The organism is Paenibacillus xinjiangensis (assembly GCF_059686975.1).
In genome coordinates, this window is the sequence record NZ_JCAALS010000019.1 from 115,801 (window position 1) to 136,758 (window position 20,958).

The following is a 20,958-nucleotide window of genomic DNA, read 5'->3' on the forward strand; positions in this document are numbered from 1 at the left end:
GTTCAGGGGATTGTATAGAAGTTCTTGTCTTGCTCAAATACAATAAATAAAAAAGCCGCATATTATGCGACTTCAGTTGTATATATGTTCTTGTCGTCCGACAATCTCTTTTCCATGCAGAACGTCGTTTCCACAGCCTGTGACACCTGCCTTATCGGTGGATCTCGGGGTACCGCCAGCAAAACGCAGATTTATACCGTTAAGAGGATCTGAACATTAAAGTAACCAGTTTTCACCCCGCTAAGTATTTAACGTATGATCCCGATTTATAAATGAAGAAGGAGCAATTCGCCCCTACTTCCTCTTTGGATATTTCCGCTACCACGTACTAACAATATTGAACGTGTAAGCCACGTTAAGGTCTTGCTCACATACCTTATACCTACCTCAACCTACCAAAATAACACTAATGAGAATATGCTGAATTATTTGTGATTTATAAATTGGGCTCCCGTTTTGCAAACTCTTGTAACATCCCTCTTATTTGTTCTACCAATAAAGCAGGCGCTTTCTTTGGGGAACCCGTGTCAAACGGAGGCTGAGGATCGTATTCCAAAATCAGCTGGACTCCTTTACTCATATCTTCTCCCAAATCCCATGCTATTAATTGAAGTGCCATATCGATACCAGATGATACACCGGCTGCTGTAACGATTTTGCCCTGACGAACCACTCTTTCATCTGTTGGAATTGTTCCAAGAGATTCAAGCAGGTCGAAGGATCCCCAATGACTGGTGGCTAATGTTCCATTTAACAAGCCTGCGGCGCTCAAAATCAGAGAGCCGTTACAAACCGACGTGGTCCATTTCGTAGTTTCATGTATTTGGCGAATCCAATTTAACGTTTCTTCGTCATTCATTGGCGTTTTATAATTTGGCGGACTGCAACCTGGAACAACGAGAATATCAGCTGAAGTAACTTCAGAAAAACTGTAATCGGCATGCAAATAACCCATATTTGAGTCCAGTTTGATTAACCCTTTTTTCTTAGCGACAAACTTCACTTCACATTTCAGTGTAGCAGCAAATACATCGTATGGACCAATTGCATCTAATGCTGTGATTCCATCGAAAAGCATGATTGCGATTTTCAAGATAATCTCTCCTTTGGAGTAGGATTCTATTCTTACAAACAAACTATAACATACCTATACGGGGTATGGGTATGTCGATATTGTGAAAACACTGCTCGGCGTTCTGGTCATGAACGGTATCGCCTTCGACCATTCGTCAGCGATCAATTTTCATTTTTCTATACAAAAGTTATTAATACTAATGCTCGGGATGAGCACAAACGGATCGCGTATTTGAATGTCCTTACTTTCCTGCGTCTTCATAAGCTCCCCTTTGCAATTTAGCTGTAAGAAGGCGGAACGATGCCGATTCCAGGCTTTTCCGCACTGAACTGGTTTCCTGCGAGAAACACTTGTTCATTACCGGCAGCGCTGAACGGGATCTCCGAACCGCTCCATTCGATCGTCCCTTCGACCTTTCTCGGACTCATGCCGACTAGACCAAGCAGATTGCCGCTTCGATCGGTGATGACGCGAATACCGCTCGGGAATGCAATCCAGCGCTCGCCGTTCCGGTAAATAATCGATTCGCCCTCTCCATTAAGAAGCTCGAATACGTTCTCATCCACTGTTCTGCCGTATGCGGTACTTCCCGTTGGCTCTACGCCGTGATCCATCGCATAAGGACGAAGACCGGTAAACCACAGCTCTCCGGATGGACGCGGCATGATGCCGCACAGCCGCTCCACATAATCGAGTACGCATAGAATCGAAGGCGAATACGCTTCGGTGAAGCCTTCTTCCCCCGTCCACGGACTAACGGCTTGCGCGAAACGGGTAAACCCGGTTGCGGCTGACAAGATCGACTGCATTACCCAAGTCAGCTCGACGTGGCGACCATGATGTTCGAATGCATGCGGTGCGCGAATCAGACTTAGGAAATTGGACGGTCCCGCCCAACTGTTATAGCTGGAGAAAGGATCAAACCGAGGATCGTCCATCGCCAGCGAAGTAAACGGATATTTAGCGAAAAACTTGCGCGTATTGAGCAAATAACGGCGCAGCATCGAGTCAAAAAACGTCCGGTGGCCTACCTCGCACGCCATGACGCGCAGCAGCACATCGGATTGTACCCGCACGAATTGTCCATTCTGGTCTCGATCGTAGAAGAAATGGTCCGTTTCATCGAAGCAATACCGGTACAAGCTATCAAGCGATTGCTCCGCCTTCGCTCTCCATTCATCGCCCGACTCCCCCAGCTCCTCAGCCATCCGCGCCAAATACAGCCTTTGGCAGTAGACGTTGGCGGTAAGATCAGGCGCAAGAAACGGCAAGATCGGCGAGTCTGGATTGACCTGCGTCGCATCGCCAAGATGAGGCGTGTCCGGTACATGCCAGAATCTTGGAGACAGATCATGCCCGGTATCGAACGCGCTGAATGCCTCCACACAGCCGGTACCGGATGTATCGCGATATTTCATAAGCCATTCGTCATATCGGCTCATAGCCTCATACATCGTCTTCAGAAATGACTTGTCCCTGCCGTGCAGCGAGTAATGGTTCCATACAGATCGCGCGAGCGGCGATACAAGCTGGATTTGCCTATAGGACGGACCATGCTCCGTTATCTTATAGGGAAACATCCCATCCTCCCGTTGATGCCTGGCAAAAGACAGATACGTCTCCTTGGATACCGACGGGATGAACCTGGAGAGTAGCTCGGCGTTAATCGTGCCGGTGCTCTCCAGCCAACAGCCGAGGTAAATGCCGCCTTCATGCAGGATCGGCTCCCCTCCTCCTGTTGGTACGATGCAATCGAGCAACGAACGCAGCGCAGAATAATATACCTGCTCGAACCGGCCTTGCGAAGCCGCGAATTTCACCCCTGCCCGCTTCCATTCCGCCATAATGCTGCCGTCGGACTCCTTCTTCAACTCGCCGACACGATCATCGGTAGACAAGCTCCTTAATTTGTCCAGCAACATTGATTCATTCATGCTTATCGTCTCCTTTACGTAACGTATCCATAGCGAAACGAGCTGCCGCTAGGACAGCCCGTTATTCATTTATTCCTGATTGTTGTTGAAAATCTTAACTGTACCGCTATAGAACGACTTGACCGCTTCCTCTACGCTCTTGCGGCCGAAACCGATTTCGTACATGGTCGATTCTGCGAGCTTCGAATACTCCGTGTTCCCCGGCGGATTGTAGCTGACAGCGAACGGCTCGGTTTCCGTTGCTTTGGATACGCGGTTCGTATAGTCATAGACGATTTTGTCGGCATCGCTAGCTTCACCCTCGAGCAAGGTACGGTTGGCTGCAGTTACGGGCACGCCGCGGTCGCTGCGAAGAATCTTCGCCACTTCCGAATCGTTAATGAAGAAGCTCATGAGCTGCGCAACCTCTTTCGGATGTTTGGTCTTCGAATAACCCGACAAGCCTTGGCTGGACTCGAACACGACGCCGGTGCCTTTGTCGCCGCGCGGCAGTTGCACCATAATGAGCTCATCCTGTGTCAAGCTTTGATGTGCGGCGAATTGGTTGGAAGGAATGAGGCTCATCGCGACTTTGCCCGTAATGATCAATGATTTGCTCGTATCCCCTGGCGGATTAGACACTTGCAGCTCTGCGGGAACGACGCCGCCGGCTTTCGACGTTGCATTCCAATACTGGAACCACTTAAGCGCATCCGCCTCTTCGAAGCCTAACGTACTGTTAGCCATATCGTAAAGCTGCTTGCCGGATTGCTTCAGTCCAATATCCATGCCATCGACCGTGAGATTGTATGTTCCGTAGAAGCCTTTGCCGAGCTTGTCGGAAATTTGCTTGCTGATTGCCGCATATTCCTCCCAATTCCAGCCGTCCTGTGGAACAGGTATGCCGGCTCGCTCGAACATCGATTTGTTCACGATAACACCGCGTGCGTTCGCCCCTGCAGAGATATGGACGAGCTTATCGTTCAGTGTGCCGTATTGCACCATCGTCTGATCCATATCCGATAAATCCAGCTCTTGTCCAACGTATGGCGTCAAGTCCAGCAGCACATCTTTAATGGCATAATCCACAACGTTGCCGCCGAGGAAGAAAATGTCCGGAGCCGTACCCGAGGCCAACTGCGTATTTAACTTGTCGAAATAGCCGGTAGAAGGAGAGAATTCGCCAACGATCTTAATATTCGGATACTTATCTTCGAACAGCTTAAGCGCTTGGTTCGTAATGTCCGCCCGCTTCTGATCCCCCCACCACATGACGCGAAGCTCGACCTGCTCGTCGTTTCCAGAAGAATTCCCTGTCCCCTCATTCTTCGTATTGTCGGAGTTCGAAGCAGCCGGACTTCCGGTTCCGCCCGAACAAGCGCTAAGTGCAACCATCATTAAAGCCAATATGCCGATCCATAAGCTCTTTCTCTTCATTCTGACCAACCTCCTGATTTTAAGTTGAATCCGTTTACATGACTTAGGTTAATCGTAAAGTGCCCAACTTGGAATTTGATTTCTTTAGGTCATCGCTTGTCTTTTTTTGGATTGTCTCGATTCATTCGAAACTCACTCAATCGTTTACTTCAGTCCTGTCGTCGCAATTCCCTCCATGAAATATCGCTGGAAGATTAAGAAGATCAGCGTAATCGGCACGAGGGACAAGGTTGACATCGCAAGCAGCGCGCCCCAATCGGATTGGCCGGAAGGATCGAACAACGAACGAATGCCCAGCTGTACCGTAAACAATTTGATATCGCTCAGATAGATCATTTGGCTGAAGAAATCGTCCCATGACCAAATAAAGGTGAAGATAGCCGCAGAGATTAGCGCTGGCGTAAGCAGCGGCATGATGATCTTGAAGTAAATTTGGCGCTGACTGCAGCCGTCGATCGTCGCGCTCTCGTCAAGCTCTCTCGGAATACCGCGTATGAACTGCACCATCATGAGAATGAAGAACGAATCATGCGCCAGCCACTTCGGCAGAACGAGCGGAAAGTACGTATTAATCCAATGCAGCTCGTTATAAATAATGTATTGCGGGATGAGCGTGACGTGGTAAGGCAGCATTATCGTAACGAGCATCAGCGCAAACCATACCTTTTGAAATTTAAAGCTTAACCGTCCAAATGCAAACGCCGCGAAAGAACATGTGATAACATTGCCAAGGACGCTGAGCACCGAGATAATCCAAGAGTTGGCAAAAAAGGTTCCGAATGAAACGTCCTGCAGCCCTTGCCAACCTTTACGGTAATTGTCGAGCGTAAACTCCTTCGGCCAAAGACCGGTCTGCGTGAATATCATGTCGTTCGGCTTAAAGGAACTGCTGATCAGCCATAGCACGGGGTAGAGCATGGCAATACCGAAGAGGATGATCAGCACGTGTTTCGATAGTCCTATTGCTTTCATCTGCATCTGCATCATCTCCCATCCTTGCTATCACCATAAAATACCCAAAACTTAGACGTCATAAATACGATGGCCGTGAAGCCCCCTACGATAAGGACCATAATCCAAGCAAGCGCGGAAGCATACCCCATCTCGAAGAACGAGAACCCTTTCATATACAGGTACAGCGTATAGAACATCGTCGCGTCGAGCGGTCCGCCTCGTCCGTCGCCGATCACGAAGGCTGGCGTGAAAGCCTGGAACGAATTGATGATGCTCATGACCAGGTTAAAGAAAATGACCGGCGTCAGCATCGGCAGCGTAATACGGAAGAAGCTTCGCGCTTTGCCCGCGCCGTCAACCTGTGCAGCCTCGTACAGATCGGCCGGAATTTGCTTAAGACCGGCTAGAAAGATGACCATTGCTGATCCGAACTGCCATATCGATAGTGTGATGATCGTGTAGACGATGTAGTCTGGGTGAGAGATCCATGAAGGTCCTTCGATGCCGAACCAACCTAGAAAACGGTTAACCAGTCCGCTGCCATCGAAGATTTGACGCCAAACGATCGCAATCGCAACGCTTCCGCCAAGCAATGAAGGCACATAATACACGGTACGGTAAATGCCTAACGCCTTAATGCCTTTGTTAAGCACCATCGCCACGAGCAGTGCGAACGCAAGCCGCAAAGGTACGGACATGAACACATATTTGAAAGTAAGCCATAAGGAATTCGTGAACGTCTGGTCATCGGTAAAAATCGTCACATAGTTGGACAATCCGACCCACTTTGGAGCGGTAAGCAAATTGTATTTCGTTAAGGACAAATAAAGCGAGCCTAACATGGGACCGAGCGTAAGGCAGAAGAAACCGATCAGCCACGGCAGCAAAAATCCGTAAGCGGTCAGGTTATGCTGCTGCGGCTTTATTTTTCGTGTAGCTCGCATGGAAGCGGCCTCCTTTCCTGTTGTACGCCTATTATAGGCGACGGAAGAAGGCCGATGAATGCTATTTATTCGGGATGTCGCTATCAATTTTTACAGATGCCGCTTTAGTATGACGGTACTCAGAAGGACTTGTCCCGAACATCCGCTTGAACCTGGAGCTGAAGTAGCTTGCGTTGGAGAAGCCCGTCAGCTCTGCAATGTCCCATAAGCCAAGTGCGGTATTCTCCAGCAGGTGTACGGCATGTGACATGCGAGTTTCATTCAAATATTGGATGAACGTCTTCCCGACCTTATTCTTGAACATTTCGGAAAAGTAGGATGAATTATAGTTGAACTTCTCGGCAATCATCGTCAAATTCAGATCGTACATATAGTTTTCTTCGATAAAATGGCAGGCCGCTTCGATGAATCTAGCTTCCTCGCCTCCCGGTTCATCGGCCGTCAGCCTTATGATTTTGTCGGTAATCCGGCTAAGGAAACGAAGCGCCTTATCCGGCGTATCCAGGCTTAGCACCATATCGGGCCTGAGCCATAGCTGCTCGTCCGCTTCGAGAGAGAGCCCCGCTTCGCCGGCAATCGGCTCGAGCATTAGATACAGTTGGAATACCGTCTTCACATAGGCCGGCTGCGAGGAACGGAAAGCTTCCTCAAGCTCTCGCCCGACCTCCCGCTTGAACATCTCTATCTCTCCGCGAACCACGTATCTCTCTATGAGCTTCACCGTATGCTCCGATAGCAGGCTCTGTCCCGATGCTGCCTTTGCGTCCTGCTGCTTAATCGTACCAGGGATATTCCAAGCTGAGAGAGCAGACAGGAATCCGCTCTTCCATCTCTCGAAGCCTTTCATAGGCTGCCCTTCGCCGAGCTTGATTTCAAAATCCATAAACGCCGCAACATTGTCCCGAACCGACTGCGAGATGGAAGCCAGTACCCCCTCCTCCTCCGCGACAACAAAAAACATGAAGCCGGGATACATGACATCCCGAAAGGCATGAACGCGGCCATCGAACTGATCGGCGATCTCACGGCATAGGATATCAAAGGGCAGACGGAACTTGTCAGGCGTACGCGCCTGTTCGCCATCCGATACCAGCTTCGGGCGCAAACCCGCCGCCATGAACCGCACCTCGCGCGCATGCCATGAATCTAGTTCGAATAAGCGGGAACGATGCCGCACGAAGCTGTCCAGCTCCGACTGCTCCTTAACGAGCTGAACGATGAAATTCTCCTTCATTTCTTTATAATATTGCGAGAGCCGCCAACGATTGACTGATTCCTGATCCTGGCTGCGACGTTCGTTATCGAGCTCCAGTTTTACTTTCGTCACGGCATTCTCCAGCTCTTCCCTCGCCACCGGCTTCAGCAAATAGTCCCGTGAATGGTTGCGAACCGCCGACTTCGCATAGTGGAAGTCCTCATAGCCGGTAATTACAATCGTTCGAAGAATCGGATATTGCTCCCGACACGCATCGAGAAAAGCCATTCCGTCCATCGCGGGCATATTCATGTCGGTCAGCACGACATCAATCGCCTCATGTGCCAAATAATCAAGTGCCTCATGCCCGTTCGAAGCCTCACCCGCAATATGAAAACCAAGGCTTGGCCAATCAATCTTAAGACGCAGACCTTGGCGTATTTCCTGTTCATCGTCTACGATTAATACTTTATACATGACGTTGTCCCTCCTGTTCGGGCAAGATTAGTTCAATCGTCGTGCCGCATCCGTCTTGTCCGGCTTCGATCCGAACTTCGAAGAGCGAGCCGTAATAGAGACGGCACCGGGCGAGCACATTACCGAGTCCGACCTGTGCACCATCGTTATTCAGGATGTTATCAAGCTGAGCTCTGGCCGATTGTTCAACCAGCTTGCGCCTCAGCGCTTCCGGCATACCCGGCCCCTTGTCGGATACGGTTAGATGAACGCGGCCTTGTCTGCGTCTCACCTCGATGCGAACATCAGCCCCTTCTCCGCTGACAAAGCTATACTTAACGGCGTTTTCTATAAGCGGTTGAAGGATGAACTTAATGATAACCAATTGACCGACATCTTCCTCGTCGATCTCCATGCTCAGCTTTCCCCCGAACCGGATACGCAGGATCGACACATAATACCGCACGTATTTGAGTTCTTCGGCTAACCGTATCAAATCCTCGTTAATCCGGAGCGAGAAGCGCATCATTTTGCCAAGCCATTCAATCACTTCCACCGTATCGTCGGTTCGCTTCTGAATCGCGAGACTGCTTATGAGCTCCAGCGTGTTGAACAGAAAGTGCGGATTAATTTGCATAAGCAGCGTTTTGTATTCCGCCTGCTGCCGCAGCAGCTTCAGCTCGAATTCGTCTTTGATATGACGCCTCAGCCTGACAACCATCTGCCGGAACGTAGAGCTTGCATAATCGATCTCATTCCGAATGAACTTCGCCGAAGGCACTCGGCTCTCGGCGATTTCGAAGTCTCCCCGCTCCACGTAGCGCATAGCGGTTATGAGACGGGTAAGCGGTTTCGTGATACTATGCGACAGCCACGTTGCAAGCAGGATTGATAGGATAATAAGGATTGTCGCAAGAATGAAGATCGTATTGCGAAGCTTCATCAGCGGCGCATAGAGGTCCTTCTCGGATACAAACCCGATGAGCATCCAATTCGTTTTGGCCAGCTTTTTGTAGACTAGAATCTCTTTAGCCCCTTGTTCACTCTTCACGTATACGACGCCTTGCTTGCCAGAACCAGTCCGAATAGCATCTACGGCTTTCTGCATATTCGAATGCGCGACATATTCCGACTGGCTTATCATCGGCTGACCGTCCTGATCGAGCAAGTAGATACTGCCACCCGTTCCCAAATGGATTCTTTCCAGCGGATCGAGAAAGTAATCGGCCGTTACATTCACCTTCATGATGCTCTTCGCATTAGCGGGCTCGAACGCACCGATCGGCATGAGCATGCCAATAACAAAACTCGGATTGTTGTTGCGCAGCTCGGCAGTATCCTGCCCGGCAGGAACCCAATATTCGTAATCTTGGATGAGATCTTGATACCAAGGCTTGTCTACAAGCGTTTGATCGAAGACGACCTGATTGCCGCTGCTCACCCACATCCCCTCTCTTCTGTAGACCGTAACCGAGGAAACGCTCGAGTAGCTGTTGGTCGTTTGCGTCAGAAACTGGCTCATGCGGTAATGAGCGGAATTTTTCTCCCCTGTGCTTGCATTCGGATCGGAGATCAAGGCATCCCAGTTCTTAGTCGTGTCACTGTTGAAGACGATGGAAGCAAGGTCATATACTTGTGTCTGAACCATGCTGATATAGGATCCGTATTCGTCCATCTTCTCAAGTGCTGACGATTCGATATGGGCGCGGATCATCGACCGCGATTGGTTGAAGATTAGGATGGACATCGTACAGAAAGCGAGTACAAACAGCAGCACAAAGATGGCGATCAAGCGATTTCGAAGCGAATAAAACACCGTCTTCCCCCTCTCCATCCCGCAGGCATCGGCAGCAGGACTGTATGCTTATTAATCACTATAACACAGGACTTCGAGTTGTTTTACTGGAGATGTTGACATGCTATTAGCTGGTATAGCTTAATAACTCGTGTTCTTTTTGGTTCACGGGATTGTATAGAAGTTCTTGTCTTGCGCAAACGACAAGAACATCTATACAATAAAAAGCCGCATATTATGCGACTTCAGTTGTATATATGTTCTTGTCGTCCGACATCTTACCCGCGCCGTTGGAGCCAAGGGCGAAAATCTCACCTCGCTTCACTTCAAAATCGACGCCTTTTAGGACTTCTGTGTCCTTGAAAGACTTTCGCAGACTTTTTTATATCCGTAACCTTTTTCAGGTCTTGTTACCTTCTTGGTCAACAGATTCTTGATAGATGTCAGCGTAAGTTTTTGAATCTTTGATTAGATCGTCGCAGAAAGCCGCTACGTCACTGCCCGTCACTTCGAGCACGCCTTTCCCCAAGGCCGCGCCCCCTTCAAAAAGATCGATAATCCCCGAGAGCAAACCCGTCCCTTCGGTTAGCTCAACAGGGCCGACCTTAAAGAAATATTTTTGAATCTCTCTATAAACAATCTGATAATCTTGCGGGAGCGCTTTGACACGCGACACATGCGCTCGCCACTCTTTTTTGCCTTTGATGATATCTTCTATTCTCATTTTACCCTCCTATTTACCTAATTTTTTAGCGATATTATTGTTGAGTTGCTCGCGCCACTTATGGCGAAAAGACTTTGCTCCTTCTTCGCCGGCCAGCGCTGAACAGAAGCCTTTGATATCGTCACCCAAAACCTCATGGACACGCTGACCGTCCGCCGCCGTTTCTTCGAGCAGGCCAAGCACACCGTCAAGAATTGGCATGAGGTTGCGACCGGTAAAATCTGAGTGCGGCCAAAGATTGGCATTTATTTTTTTCCAAGCCGCTTGATAATCAGCCGGCAGCTTTTTGGCTCGCGATTCAAAAGTTTTCAATTCTTTAGTCATGTCGCTGCCGGTGATTTTTTCCCAAAAATTCATTATTTTTTCTCCTTTAACTCGATAATTTTTGATGATACGAACTCCCATTTTTCCCAGAACCTCCGCAATTCCTCACGCCCCGCGTCGTTGATCGCGAAAAACTTTCGCGGCGGTCCCATGTCGGAGGGCTTCTTGGTGATCTCCACCAACTTGTTTTTTTCAAGTCGGATCAGGATGGTGTATACCGTTCCCTCCACAACATCTGTGAAGCCGAGGGCGTTCAGCTGCCGCGTGATTTCGTAGCCATAGGTTTCTTTGCAGCTTATAATTTCAAGGACGCAGCCCTCAAGCACGCCTTTGAGCATTTCCGTTAGGTTTTCCAGCACAATCACTCCTTGCTATTCTGTATGACCGGTATGCAGTATTACTTACTACATCTATAAATTATCACGCAGTAGATGGTTTGTCAATAACGTTTGCTCTGGTCACGGATTTTACATTTTCACCATCCTATTCTATACAATAAACAAAAAAGCCGCTAATTTAGCGACTTTGAATGGTACTATGTTTTTGTCTATCGCTTAAAAAAATATCATCGGTTAAACACAGCGGTTTTCCCATTTCCATTTTAAGGGGTGCACTTCAACTTCCGGTAAAAGATTTTTCGCTCTTGATAACTTTGGAATTGTTCCTCTTATGGGCCAGATACTCCTTCTATTTTTAACTCACTCTTTGCTGTATGAATGAAGGCCGCCATTGATGGAGAAATCCATTTCTCATGATGCCAGAGCATTTGTGCCGAAAATGATAAATCAGATAAATCCCATGGTAGAGCAACCAGCCTCCCCTCTCTCAACTCTTCCTTCAAGGCCATATCAGGCAACAGGGCGATCCCAAGACCAGCCACAGCACATTGTTTAATTGCCTCTACGCTATGAAACTCCAGTTCTGTCAAAGCATCGGCGCCTTTTTTCAATAGGGACTGGTGAAAATGACTGCGATAAGAACAGTTCTTTTCGGTCAACAAAAAATGCTGTCTGTGAAAGTCATCAATGATCAATGAGGAACGAGTTGCCAGCAGATGATCTGGAGATACCACCATTCGAAATAGCTCATCTTTCAAAAACTCTGAATGAAGGTCTTTGGCTCCAACGAATTCATCCAATACAAAAATGACATCTGCAAGCCCTTCTCTTAGACTATGTCTAAGCTCTTGGCCGGACAAGGGACGAAACAAAAGACGAACGCCTGGAAAGTTTTCACGAAAACGTCTAAACAAGGAGGGAAGAAGGTATGCGCAAAGAACTTCGTCTGCCCCTATAATAACGGTTCCCGTCGTTTCTCCGTGCTGACTAGCTACGCACTTCGCTTCTTCTACATCGTTTAAAATTTTAGTGGCATACGGCAAAAATTGTTCGCCGGCATCCGATAACACGACATTCTTGCCTAATCGATCTAGCAATTTCACGCCAAGCTCTTCTTCCAAGGATTTGATTTGCATGGTTATGGTAGATGGTACATAGTTCAATAGTTCAGCAGTTCGACTAAAGCTGCATGTAGAAGCAAGAGTCCAAAACGTTTTTAGTTGGCGTATTTCCATTAATCGAGCACCTTCTTCGTTCAAAAAAATTGAATGTAACATTCGAAAATGTTTCATTGATTTGATGATATATGTATCGTAGAGTGAAAACAAGTGATTACTAATTTTATTTTGAAGGGGCATCCATCAATGAACGATTATGAAACATATCCCCTTGGAGATTTATTGCTTCAATCGGGTCAACAACTCCCTCAAGCATTTATTGCTTATAAGACCTACGGAACCTTAAATGCCGCAAAGAACAATGTTATTGTATATCCGACTTGGTTTGCTGGTCTTCACACAGATAATGAATGGTTAATTGGAGAGAACAAGGCACTAGATCCCAATCGATATTTTATCATTGTGCCCAATATGTTGGGTAACGGATTATCGTCCTCTCCAAGCAATACTACCGCTCCTTTTGATAAGGGGAATTTTCCTCTCATCTCTATGTATGACAATGTACGTTCTCAACATCAACTAATCACTCAAAAATTCGGTATCACCAAAATCAAACTCGTTGTGGGTTGGTCTATGGGAGCCATGCAAGTTTTTCAATGGGGAACGAGTTATCCTGAAATGGTCGAACGTATTGCACCATTTGGCGGAACGGCAAAAACCAGACCGCATGCGCAGCTGGTATTCGAAGGTATGATCGCAGCGTTACAGGCGGATACGAATTTTAAAAAAGGAAGGTACGAGCGTCCACCGGTTATCGGTCTCGCAGCGATGGGAAGAGCCTATGCACCATGGGGTTTTTCGCAGGCGTACTATTTGGAGAATTTGTATCAATCTGAAGGATACAATTCTTTGAAATCTTATGTAGAAGATTACTGGGATCAGGTATTTTTGTCCTTTGATGCTAATGACTTGATTGCCATGTTGCGTACAGGAATACATGGGGACATTAGCGATAATCCCGTGGATCGCTACAACTTCGAACAGGCGTTAAGTAAAATCACCTCTCCTGCACTCGTTATGCCGGGGTCAAGTGATTTGTTTTTCACTCCAGAGGACAGTGCGTATGACGTTCAACATATGCCGAATGCTGTTTTTCGACCCATAGAATCCAAGTGGGGACACTGCTTTGGAATTGGAGCAAACGAGCCGGATTCACTCGTTATAGATAGTCATCTAAGACAATTTTTGCAGTTAGGATAGTATACAAGTCGCTTTAGGCATCATTATTATCTTTGACGCACCTATTTAGATCATCATCAAATCGGTAATCTGAACATGTTCTTGTCCTTTTCGGCAATCGGTACTTCGACTCGGGACAAGAACGTTTACAATAAAGTAATCTGCGCCGGCTGTCCATACGCTGCAGCCCCCCCTGTATGGGACGGTAGATCGCGCCGTTAGCTCTCATCCTGAAACGGATCGTCTCTGTTGTCCCCGGATCATTTTCAAATATTTTTGCCGAATGAAGAAATGGAGAGTTATAATATATTACTCTCTATTTGTTGCATTAATTGTCTTAATACCAGCCGATCTTCCGTAGAAATGGATTGAAGTAATTTCTCCTGCTGCTCCCTCCATTTAATCTCAACCGGTTTCTCTAATTCTTTGCCTTTGTCCGTTAGAAAAATACGCATGATCCTTGCATCTTGTACATCTCGTTTACGATATATAAATCCGTTCTGCTCCAGTGATTTAACCATGTTCGTTACCGTTGGAGGTTCGCATTTCAAGTGTTCACATAGTTGCATTTGTGTTACCCCATCACCCAACCACAGACGATACAACAAATTATCTTGCCCTACATAGAGATTAAGTTCCCTAAGAGATTCACTATAATTTCGACGCATTTGGGAGGAAATCCGATCTAACGACTGTCGAATATCACAATCTACTGCATCTGTCATGAATTATCCCTCCCTGTCATCGGAATTATATTTAGCAGACTAAATGTATCACGGTGATATACAGGTGTCAATTTACCTTAGAGCTGCCCCCTATTGGGGCAGCTCTCATATCCAAGGTTTGAAACTTATTTTTTGGCAAATCCTTGCTTGTTTCGTGCCCGATGTATCTTTTGATGGCGTTCGTTCCACATAACTATCCATATTGGTGTATGCTGCAGGGTCAGTGCCAGGCATTCTCCATGCGCTGAATTCGGCTCCATACCCAGAACCATCTGTAGAGCCAGTTGCATCTCACTTCTTGTTTTCATATCGTTTTCTTCTCCTTTATTCCGGATAGGCGCAGAGTGGAATCACCTTTTTGTGAAGTGCTAATAATTAGCCTGCTAAATAAATGTTGAACTGAGTGATCGCAAACGATTAAGAATCCGCAGCTGCAATGTGTTTGATCGCTGCGGATTCTTAGCATTAAAAATATTGACGTTCACCGGTCTGTGCTGATTTTTCGACGGCATCAAGTAACTGATGAAGCTTCACAGCATCCGCGAAAGTAGGTGTTGAGGCTGTGCCTTCTTGAATATCTTGAGCGAACTTACGATAAGCCTGAGCCATATTCAGAACAAATCCTGAGTCGTCTTTGAGAGAATCTGGGCCCCAGTAATAGGAATCAGGAATAGGTAGTTCACGAAGCTCTTTGTCAGTAGGTCCTGCACCGCGTAGTTGGTGTGAGCCGAATTGAATGGATGCAGGGGCGCTCAGCACGATTGTGCCCTTGTCTCCGAAAATTTCAAGTGCAAGTCCTGTCTGATGTTTGACTCCACCTTGAATATGAACACTGGCTGCTGCACCACTCGTTAATTTTCCAGCAATCAGTATTTGATCATCGGTCGTCTTCTTGATGACTTTCTGAATATCCACCAATTCGACATCAGGAAACTGCTGTGCTGTGAGGGCAGAAAGTTCGGTAAAGTCCCCAAGCATGTAGGTAAATGCATCGAGATTATGTCCACCTACAATGGTGAGCAAGTTCCCTCCAATCTTCCGATCAAACAAGTACGCACTGGACTTGTCACCTACGCCACCCATTCCATCAATGGAGATCTTTAGATTGGCAGACAATACGTTTCCAACATAACCTTCTGCCAATAAATCTTTCACATACTGAATTGCCGGGGCTTGTCTGGCCTGTAATCCAATAGCATTTGGCAATTGTGCGGACGATACCCATTCCTGCATTTCATGCGCTTCACCCGTATTTGATCCCAGTGGCCATTCGCAATATATCGGTTTTCCAGCAGGAGCAATGGCTTTAACAGCATTATAATGTTCCTTGACGTTAATACTGACGACTACCATGTCCACATCAGGATGTTGAGCCAAATCCTCCATGTTATCAAAGCCGTGATCTGCGTGGAAGGCTTCTGCGCTCTTCTTCGCACTCGCCATATTGCTTGTCCCCACTGCTGTAAGCTCAAACTCATCCAAATGCTCAATGGCTGGAATATGTGTGCCGCTTGCCCATCCGTTATTAATTGAAGCACCTATGATTCCTGTACGAATTTTTTTACTCAATGTAAAACATCTCCCTTATTTTGAATTTTGATAACTTATCTATGCCCTAATCTTTTATATGATTTGCATATTGATTGAGCTTATCTTGGGTTCTGGATACCAAAGCGATGCGAAGACCATGTTTTCCAAATGTTTTGGCCAATGAGAAACCGAGGCCGGGTCCAGCCCCGATAATATCCTTTGCTCATTGGCAGTAGAGAGCTCATGATAAATTTCTCTCCAACTTCTGAATTAATTGTCTGAGTATCAAACGATCTTCCATAGTCATGGAATGTAGTAATTTTTCCTGTTGTGCTTTCCATTTGATCTCAACCGGAACCTCTAATTCTTTTCCTTTTTCTGTGAGATAAATTCGCATAACTCTTGCGTCTTGTTCATCACGTTTCCGGTATATAAACCCATTTTGCTCTAGTGATTTAACCATATTCGTTACCGTAGGAGGTTCGCATTTTAGATGTTCACTTAGTTGCATTTGTGTTATCCCATCGTCTAACCACAAGCGATACAGTAAATTATCTTGACCCACGTAAAGGTTAAGCTCTCTTAGAGATTCGCTGTAATGTCGACGCATTTGAGAGGAAACTCGATCTAACGACTGACGAATATCACAATCCACTTGATCTGTCATTCATTCATCCTGCCTCTCATTTTATTTAGCGGGCTAACTATATGAGAGCAAAATAGATGTGAAACCTTCATCCGATGGATTTAGCAACTTCTTCAATCACTTCTTGACACGTTAAAATGTGTTGAATACCACCGGCTGATTCAGATTCAGATACATTAATGGTACCATTGATCAGATCGCCATCTAACGTTAACCTGCATTGGATACTGCTGCAACAAATTCCGCGGAAGTGACCCATGTCATAGCCGCTGAAACAATAGTTCTGTAATTCGGTTTTTCATCAATGATTTCTCCTCTTGTTTAACTTATTTTTTTATTATTACTTCGTATATCTATTCTCAGGGTAAGGTAGAGATAAATTCCCCCGAAGTGTGTCGTCCTCATATTCCTTTCGGAATATGCCTTTATCTTGCAATATGGGAACAACCAATTGGATAAAGTCCTCAAATCCTGCTGGATGATCTTGTCTAATCAGCAAGATATCCATGACGCCTTCCCGATACCAATGTTCTATTTGTTCAGCAACATGTTCTGCTGACCCCATCAATTGAGGTTTCGGCACTCGATAACCTTTAGGCATCCATGATTCGATTTCCCTTAGCTTTTCTAAGGCTTCTTTTTCCGTTGCACCAACGATGGGATTTTGAGAAGGCATAATCAGCAGGTCGTTTGGTGAACGCCCTTGATTTTGCACTTTGCGTTTAAGTTCAGCAGTGAATACCTTGAGATATTCAAAATCATCTCCAGGTGCCATGATGACTTCAGCGTGCTGTGCAGCAATATCCATGAATTCCAAGGAGGTACCGGCTTGAAAGACGACGGGTCTACCTTGTCGGGATCGACTGATATTTAATGGCCCCTCCACTGAAAAGTAATTCCCAGAATAATTTATTGGATGCATCTTATGCGGGTTATAAAATACCCCACTTTCCTTGTCACGTATGAAGGCATCGTCTTCATACGAATCCCAGAGGCCTTCAACGATCTCTAAAAACTCTCTTTTCATGGGATAAAGATCTGCTTTCCTTAAATGAGACCGACTGTAATTGGCTAACCCTCCCGGATTAGAGGTGACCGCATTCCATCCCGCTCTACCCTTACTAATCTTGTCGAGCGAGGCGATTTGTCTGGCAACCGTAAATGGATCAGCATATGAAGTTGCTATTGTTGCGGTCAAGCCAATGGAGTGAGTTACCATACTCAATGCAGACAAAATAGATACGCCCTCAAACATGCTTAGATAGTGTGGGATCATGCCAGGTCCAATATGACTTACGTCTGCCAAAAAGATGAGATCGAACTTTCCCTGTTCAAGCTGTATGGCTTTTTGAACGTAATATTCAATATTTTCACTTGCATTTGCTGGAATGTCGGGATGTCGCCACCCCGTGTAATTCCAACCAACGCCATCAATAATTCCTCCTAATTTAAGCTTTCTTTCTTCCATTGTTGAATGATCTCCTTTTTACAAGTTCATTTATTCCCCTGCGATAAATCTAATTCAGCTGCCAGTAATGCATGCCCTTTCTTTCGGCTTTCCTGATTAGGATAAAAGTCTGCAATCATGATTTCATCAACTAAACTTGCTTTCGCAATTTGATGAAGTTGCTCGGCAACCTGTCCAACATTTCCAATAATAAAGCGTTCTTTATTTCTTTCTTTAGCTAATTCTTCTTCAGCAGTATACATGTGATTTCTAGCTTCTTCAGGTGTAGGAAAAGTAAGATTTTTCATCCCTGTGCTCATCTGTGCCCACATTAACTCCGCCGGTCCTGCTATATATCTAGCCTCTTCTTCCGTCTCAGCTGTAATAACGATCGTCGCTAACATACTTTGGGGTTCGCTTAAATAGGACGAAGGTTTAAAACCCGAATGGTAAGCTCTTAACATAGGAATAGCCAGTTGTGGTGCCAAATGAGCTGCAAATACAAATCCTAATCCTTTTTCTAAGGCAAACTGTAATCCACCCTCACTAGATCCGAGTATAAACATATCTGGAACCATGGATTTATCTCCAGGGGGATTGATATGACTAAACGGGTGAGTTTCTTTAAAGTTACGGTCAAAAAAGGAAAGCAGGTTATCTAATTGCTCTGGGAAATCATTTACCCCCAATAATTCTCTGGATCTTAGCAGAGCCCACATCGTCCAGCCATCCGTTCCAGAAGCCCGACCGATCCCAAGGTCAACTCGCCCTGGATATAGTCCCTCAAGAAGAGTAAAGTTCTCCATAACTTTCAAGGGACTGTGGTTAGGCAACATGATCCCACCAGAACCTACTCGAATCCTTTTTGTATGAGCTGCTGCATGCAGGCTCAGCAAGTCTGGTGAAGTACTCATCAAGGTTGTTGTGTTATGGTGTTCAGTGAACCAATACCTGTTGAACCCCCACTGTTCTGCTAATTGAACCATTTCCGTCATGTTTTGGAGACTTTTCGCAGCCTCCGTTCCTTTATAGATATGAACAAAGTCCAAAATCGAAAGTTTTAGTCTATTTCCTGTATTCACTTATCAGTTAATCCTTTCTATGTTATATTTATTTAGCTTGCTAAATATAAAACTAAAATAGAATATTATCTTTTCACATTTTAGGTAAACTAAAAATGTTTGTCTTGGTTTGTTGACACAATCATAAGTTTATTCGTTTCGTTTGCAAAGAGGGCAATTTAAATGAACATAGTACATCTATTTGTACCTTTAGATTAGGAGTGGTATTAATGAGGGTTTGTAATGAAGGATTTGATAAAGAGTTTATGGACGAGAAAAGGGAAATGTATGCGATAGCCTTTACTCAGAATGTTCTTTCAGGACGTTGGAAATATTTTATACTATGGTACCTTAAAAGTGAAACACGTCGTTATACGGATATCAAAAAATTCCTTGGAGATCTATCACAAGGCTCTCTTACTAAGCAGCTTAAAGAATTGGAGAACGATGGAGTAATTAAACGTGATGTTTATCCGGAAGTTCCTCCGCGAGTAGAATATTCGTTAACAGACAAGGGAAGCAAATTACTACCGATCCTTGAAAAGATGGAAGACTTCGGTAAAGAATACGGAGAAAAAGCTTAATCTGAAGAGTGTTTCCATGAGCAAGGAAAACTGATTTCACTGTTGATATGCTTGCCTTTTACGGTCAATATGTAGAATGCAAAAAAGCGCATGGAAGCTGTTTATGTGCGACAAAAGGAATAGCGCGGGAAGATTATAAGTTGACCGAAATAAATAACCACCAGCGTTTTAGTGCGCAAGGTGGTTAGATTTAAACAATAATCATTGATTTGATTTGATATTCCTGTTCTACCGCCATCAGGCCTCATGTCGATAATCCAGTCAGCTTGGCTAATGACGTCAAGGTTATGCTCAATGACGATGACCGTATTACCCATATCCACTAGCCGATTTATAATATCCATCAGAAGACCGATGTCCGACATATGCAAGCCTGTCGTAGGCTCGTCCATCACATAAATGCTTCCATCCTTGTGCAATTCGCTATCCAGCTTGATGCGCTGGCATTTTCGCCAGATAGGGTACTGAGCGGCTGGCCGAGCGTAATATAATTCAGTCCGACATCGCTCATTGCCTGGAGCTTGTGCACAACGTCCTTCAACTGGAAGAAGCCCAGCGCCTGTTCTACCGTCAACTCCAGCACTTCTGCAATGGACTTTCCATGCAGTTTATATGCTTATAATTCTTCCTTGAACCGATTGCCGCCGCATGCATTACATGGCAGCTTCACACTGTCGAGAAAAGCAAGATCCGTATATACAACACCTAGCCCTTGGCAATTCTCGCAAGCCACCTTGGAGTTAAAGCTGAATAAACCTTGATTTACTTTGTTGGCGGATGCAAATGCTTTGCGAATGTCATCCATGATACCCGTGTGTGTCGCTGGATTTGATCGAGTAGATACTCCAACTGCCGTTTGGTTGATGACGATTGCATCTGGATGCTGATTCAGGAATAACTCGTTATAACCATATACCTCGACTATTACCCTTTAGAAGCTCCCAGCTTCGTTGCATGAATCCCGACAATGATTAGCCACGCAATGTCTGCTAAGATTAAAATGCGTCCAAACAAACCTGCCAAAACCTCAGGTCCAAAGGCAGCAGCGAATATAATGATAAGAACAACGATTCCAATAATTCCGAATACCGCGACTTTCCAAGGTTTCTTCAAAAGGTGTAAGGGTCAAGACCTACAAAGATGTTTTATCTTTACATGTAATAATTAATAACTGAATGATTATACATTATCCGATGTTCAAACGCCTAATTTTTGTCCTATTACGGCTTTGTATAGAAGTTCTTGTCTTGTGCAAAACGACAAGAACTTCTATACAATAAATAAAAAAGCCGCATATTATGCGACTTCAGTTGTATATATGTTCTTGTCGTCCGATACCTGTGAGTCTGTAAAATAGTTTGTGTAAACTCCAAAACCTACTAAAATGAAAGTAGTAGAAAGGTTGGGGAGAGCACATGGGACTGTGGACCAAAGAGCAATTACGTTCGTTTAT

21 protein-coding genes and 2 pseudogenes are annotated in these 20,958 nt (G+C 45.6%); 2 read left to right on the plus strand and 21 right to left on the minus strand.

Features of this window, described 5'->3' with window-relative positions; genetic code table 11:
• Positions 1-436: 436 nt before the first annotated feature.
• The 12 genes and pseudogenes from AC6ESP_RS19165 to AC6ESP_RS19220 form a co-directional block, all read right to left on the minus strand.
• Positions 437-1,093, minus strand: coding sequence for a DJ-1/PfpI family protein (locus AC6ESP_RS19165; RefSeq protein ID WP_497098335.1), 657 nt, complete (start codon positions 1,091-1,093; stop codon positions 437-439).
• 260 nt (positions 1,094-1,353) lie between these two features.
• Positions 1,354-3,009: an MGH1-like glycoside hydrolase domain-containing protein gene (locus AC6ESP_RS19170; protein ID WP_497098336.1), complete on the minus strand. Its 1,656-nt coding sequence runs from the start codon at positions 3,007-3,009 to the stop codon at positions 1,354-1,356.
• Positions 3,010-3,078: 69 nt separating this feature from the next.
• Positions 3,079-4,425 carry an ABC transporter substrate-binding protein gene (locus AC6ESP_RS19175; protein WP_497098337.1) on the minus strand — a complete coding sequence of 449 codons (1,347 nt, stop codon included), beginning with the start codon at positions 4,423-4,425 and terminating at the stop codon, positions 3,079-3,081.
• 144 nt (positions 4,426-4,569) lie between these two features.
• Positions 4,570-5,409: a carbohydrate ABC transporter permease gene (locus AC6ESP_RS19180; RefSeq protein ID WP_497098338.1), complete on the minus strand. Its 840-nt coding sequence runs from the start codon at positions 5,407-5,409 to the stop codon at positions 4,570-4,572.
• Entirely contained in the window at positions 5,409-6,323 is a 915-nt protein-coding gene (locus AC6ESP_RS19185; protein ID WP_497098339.1) for a carbohydrate ABC transporter permease, read from the minus strand. Before AC6ESP_RS19185 ends, AC6ESP_RS19180 begins: the two co-directional genes overlap by 1 nt.
• A gap of 61 nt (positions 6,324-6,384) precedes the next feature.
• Entirely contained in the window at positions 6,385-7,995 is a 1,611-nt protein-coding gene (locus AC6ESP_RS19190) for a response regulator transcription factor (RefSeq protein WP_497098340.1), read from the minus strand.
• Positions 7,988-9,766 (minus strand): sensor histidine kinase, encoded by a 1,779-nt coding sequence (locus AC6ESP_RS19195; protein ID WP_497098341.1) that lies wholly within the window; start codon positions 9,764-9,766, stop codon positions 7,988-7,990. The genes AC6ESP_RS19190 and AC6ESP_RS19195 overlap by 8 nt, the downstream gene beginning before the upstream one ends.
• Before the next feature lie 280 nt (positions 9,767-10,046).
• A pseudogene (locus AC6ESP_RS19200) lies at positions 10,047-10,145 on the minus strand (ABC transporter ATP-binding protein); the annotation flags it as partial.
• Between the two features lie 24 nt (positions 10,146-10,169).
• Positions 10,170-10,493 carry a DUF1048 domain-containing protein gene (locus tag AC6ESP_RS19205; protein WP_497098342.1) on the minus strand — a complete coding sequence of 108 codons (324 nt, stop codon included), beginning with the start codon at positions 10,491-10,493 and terminating at the stop codon, positions 10,170-10,172.
• 9 nt (positions 10,494-10,502) lie between these two features.
• Complete coding sequence (locus AC6ESP_RS19210) at positions 10,503-10,850, minus strand: DUF1048 domain-containing protein (RefSeq protein WP_497098343.1); 348 nt, start codon at positions 10,848-10,850, stop codon at positions 10,503-10,505.
• Complete coding sequence (locus tag AC6ESP_RS19215) at positions 10,850-11,155, minus strand: PadR family transcriptional regulator (protein WP_497098361.1); 306 nt, start codon at positions 11,153-11,155, stop codon at positions 10,850-10,852. The genes AC6ESP_RS19210 and AC6ESP_RS19215 overlap by 1 nt, the downstream gene beginning before the upstream one ends.
• Before the next feature lie 329 nt (positions 11,156-11,484).
• A complete protein-coding gene (locus tag AC6ESP_RS19220) occupies positions 11,485-12,390 on the minus strand; it encodes a LysR family transcriptional regulator (protein ID WP_497098344.1) in 906 nt (301 codons plus the stop codon).
• 129 nt (positions 12,391-12,519) lie between these two features.
• Here AC6ESP_RS19220 and AC6ESP_RS19225 point away from each other — a divergent pair, with 129 nt between their 5' ends.
• A complete protein-coding gene (locus tag AC6ESP_RS19225; RefSeq protein ID WP_497098345.1) occupies positions 12,520-13,533 on the plus strand; it encodes an alpha/beta fold hydrolase in 1,014 nt (337 codons plus the stop codon).
• Positions 13,534-13,811: 278 nt separating this feature from the next.
• On the opposite strand, the gene AC6ESP_RS19230 is transcribed toward AC6ESP_RS19225, so the two are convergent.
• The 7 genes from AC6ESP_RS19230 to AC6ESP_RS19260 form a co-directional block, all read right to left on the minus strand.
• Positions 13,812-14,237 (minus strand): MarR family winged helix-turn-helix transcriptional regulator, encoded by a 426-nt coding sequence (locus AC6ESP_RS19230; RefSeq protein ID WP_497098346.1) that lies wholly within the window; start codon positions 14,235-14,237, stop codon positions 13,812-13,814.
• A 125-nt stretch (positions 14,238-14,362) separates the two neighbouring features.
• A complete protein-coding gene (locus AC6ESP_RS19235; protein ID WP_497098347.1) occupies positions 14,363-14,545 on the minus strand; it encodes a hypothetical protein in 183 nt (60 codons plus the stop codon).
• A 157-nt stretch (positions 14,546-14,702) separates the two neighbouring features.
• On the minus strand, positions 14,703-15,806 hold the full coding sequence (locus AC6ESP_RS19240) for a Gfo/Idh/MocA family protein (protein ID WP_497098348.1): 1,104 nt from the start codon (positions 15,804-15,806) through the stop codon (positions 14,703-14,705).
• Positions 15,807-15,852: 46 nt separating this feature from the next.
• Complete coding sequence (locus tag AC6ESP_RS19245) at positions 15,853-15,981, minus strand: hypothetical protein (RefSeq protein WP_497098362.1); 129 nt, start codon at positions 15,979-15,981, stop codon at positions 15,853-15,855.
• Between the two features lie 27 nt (positions 15,982-16,008).
• The gene (locus AC6ESP_RS19250; RefSeq protein WP_497098349.1) at positions 16,009-16,434 is read right to left on the minus strand and encodes a MarR family winged helix-turn-helix transcriptional regulator; all 426 of its coding nucleotides are present in this window, start codon (positions 16,432-16,434) and stop codon (positions 16,009-16,011) included.
• Between the two features lie 319 nt (positions 16,435-16,753).
• A complete protein-coding gene (locus AC6ESP_RS19255) occupies positions 16,754-17,881 on the minus strand; it encodes an NtaA/DmoA family FMN-dependent monooxygenase (RefSeq protein WP_497098350.1) in 1,128 nt (375 codons plus the stop codon).
• A 26-nt stretch (positions 17,882-17,907) separates the two neighbouring features.
• Positions 17,908-18,942, minus strand: a complete 1,035-nt coding sequence (locus AC6ESP_RS19260; protein ID WP_497098351.1) for an LLM class flavin-dependent oxidoreductase — start codon at positions 18,940-18,942, stop codon at positions 17,908-17,910.
• 209 nt (positions 18,943-19,151) lie between these two features.
• On the opposite strand from AC6ESP_RS19260, the gene AC6ESP_RS19265 reads away from it, so the two are divergent.
• The gene (locus AC6ESP_RS19265; RefSeq protein WP_497098352.1) at positions 19,152-19,505 is read left to right on the plus strand and encodes a winged helix-turn-helix transcriptional regulator; all 354 of its coding nucleotides are present in this window, start codon (positions 19,152-19,154) and stop codon (positions 19,503-19,505) included.
• 221 nt (positions 19,506-19,726) lie between these two features.
• Here the strand turns inward: AC6ESP_RS19265 and AC6ESP_RS19270 are convergent.
• Together AC6ESP_RS19270 and AC6ESP_RS19275 are read right to left on the minus strand one after the other, a co-directional pair.
• A pseudogene (locus AC6ESP_RS19270) lies at positions 19,727-20,409 on the minus strand (excinuclease ABC subunit UvrA); the annotation flags it as partial.
• Positions 20,410-20,429: 20 nt separating this feature from the next.
• Positions 20,430-20,618 (minus strand): hypothetical protein, encoded by a 189-nt coding sequence (locus tag AC6ESP_RS19275; protein WP_497098353.1) that lies wholly within the window; start codon positions 20,616-20,618, stop codon positions 20,430-20,432.
• Positions 20,619-20,958 lie beyond the last annotated feature (340 nt).

Coding starts and splice junctions, on each gene's coding strand:
- AC6ESP_RS19175 (WP_497098337.1), bottom strand. CDS start 4,425: ATGAAGAGAAAGAGCTTATGGATCGGCATATTGGCTTTAATGATGGTT.
- AC6ESP_RS19225 (WP_497098345.1), top strand. CDS start 12,520: ATGAACGATTATGAAACATATCCCCTTGGAGATTTATTGCTTCAATCG.
- AC6ESP_RS19185 (WP_497098339.1), bottom strand. CDS start 6,323: ATGCGAGCTACACGAAAAATAAAGCCGCAGCAGCATAACCTGACCGCT.
- AC6ESP_RS19215 (WP_497098361.1), bottom strand. CDS start 11,155: ATGCTCAAAGGCGTGCTTGAGGGCTGCGTCCTTGAAATTATAAGCTGC.
- AC6ESP_RS19230 (WP_497098346.1), bottom strand. CDS start 14,237: ATGACAGATGCAGTAGATTGTGATATTCGACAGTCGTTAGATCGGATT.
- AC6ESP_RS19220 (WP_497098344.1), bottom strand. CDS start 12,390: ATGGAAATACGCCAACTAAAAACGTTTTGGACTCTTGCTTCTACATGC.
- AC6ESP_RS19170 (WP_497098336.1), bottom strand. CDS start 3,009: ATGAATGAATCAATGTTGCTGGACAAATTAAGGAGCTTGTCTACCGAT.
- AC6ESP_RS19235 (WP_497098347.1), bottom strand. CDS start 14,545: ATGAAAACAAGAAGTGAGATGCAACTGGCTCTACAGATGGTTCTGGGT.
- AC6ESP_RS19250 (WP_497098349.1), bottom strand. CDS start 16,434: ATGACAGATCAAGTGGATTGTGATATTCGTCAGTCGTTAGATCGAGTT.
- AC6ESP_RS19190 (WP_497098340.1), bottom strand. CDS start 7,995: ATGTATAAAGTATTAATCGTAGACGATGAACAGGAAATACGCCAAGGT.
- AC6ESP_RS19210 (WP_497098343.1), bottom strand. CDS start 10,850: ATGAATTTTTGGGAAAAAATCACCGGCAGCGACATGACTAAAGAATTG.
- AC6ESP_RS19255 (WP_497098350.1), bottom strand. CDS start 17,881: ATGGAAGAAAGAAAGCTTAAATTAGGAGGAATTATTGATGGCGTTGGT.
- AC6ESP_RS19180 (WP_497098338.1), bottom strand. CDS start 5,409: ATGCAGATGCAGATGAAAGCAATAGGACTATCGAAACACGTGCTGATC.
- AC6ESP_RS19205 (WP_497098342.1), bottom strand. CDS start 10,493: ATGAGAATAGAAGATATCATCAAAGGCAAAAAAGAGTGGCGAGCGCAT.
- AC6ESP_RS19265 (WP_497098352.1), top strand. CDS start 19,152: ATGAGGGTTTGTAATGAAGGATTTGATAAAGAGTTTATGGACGAGAAA.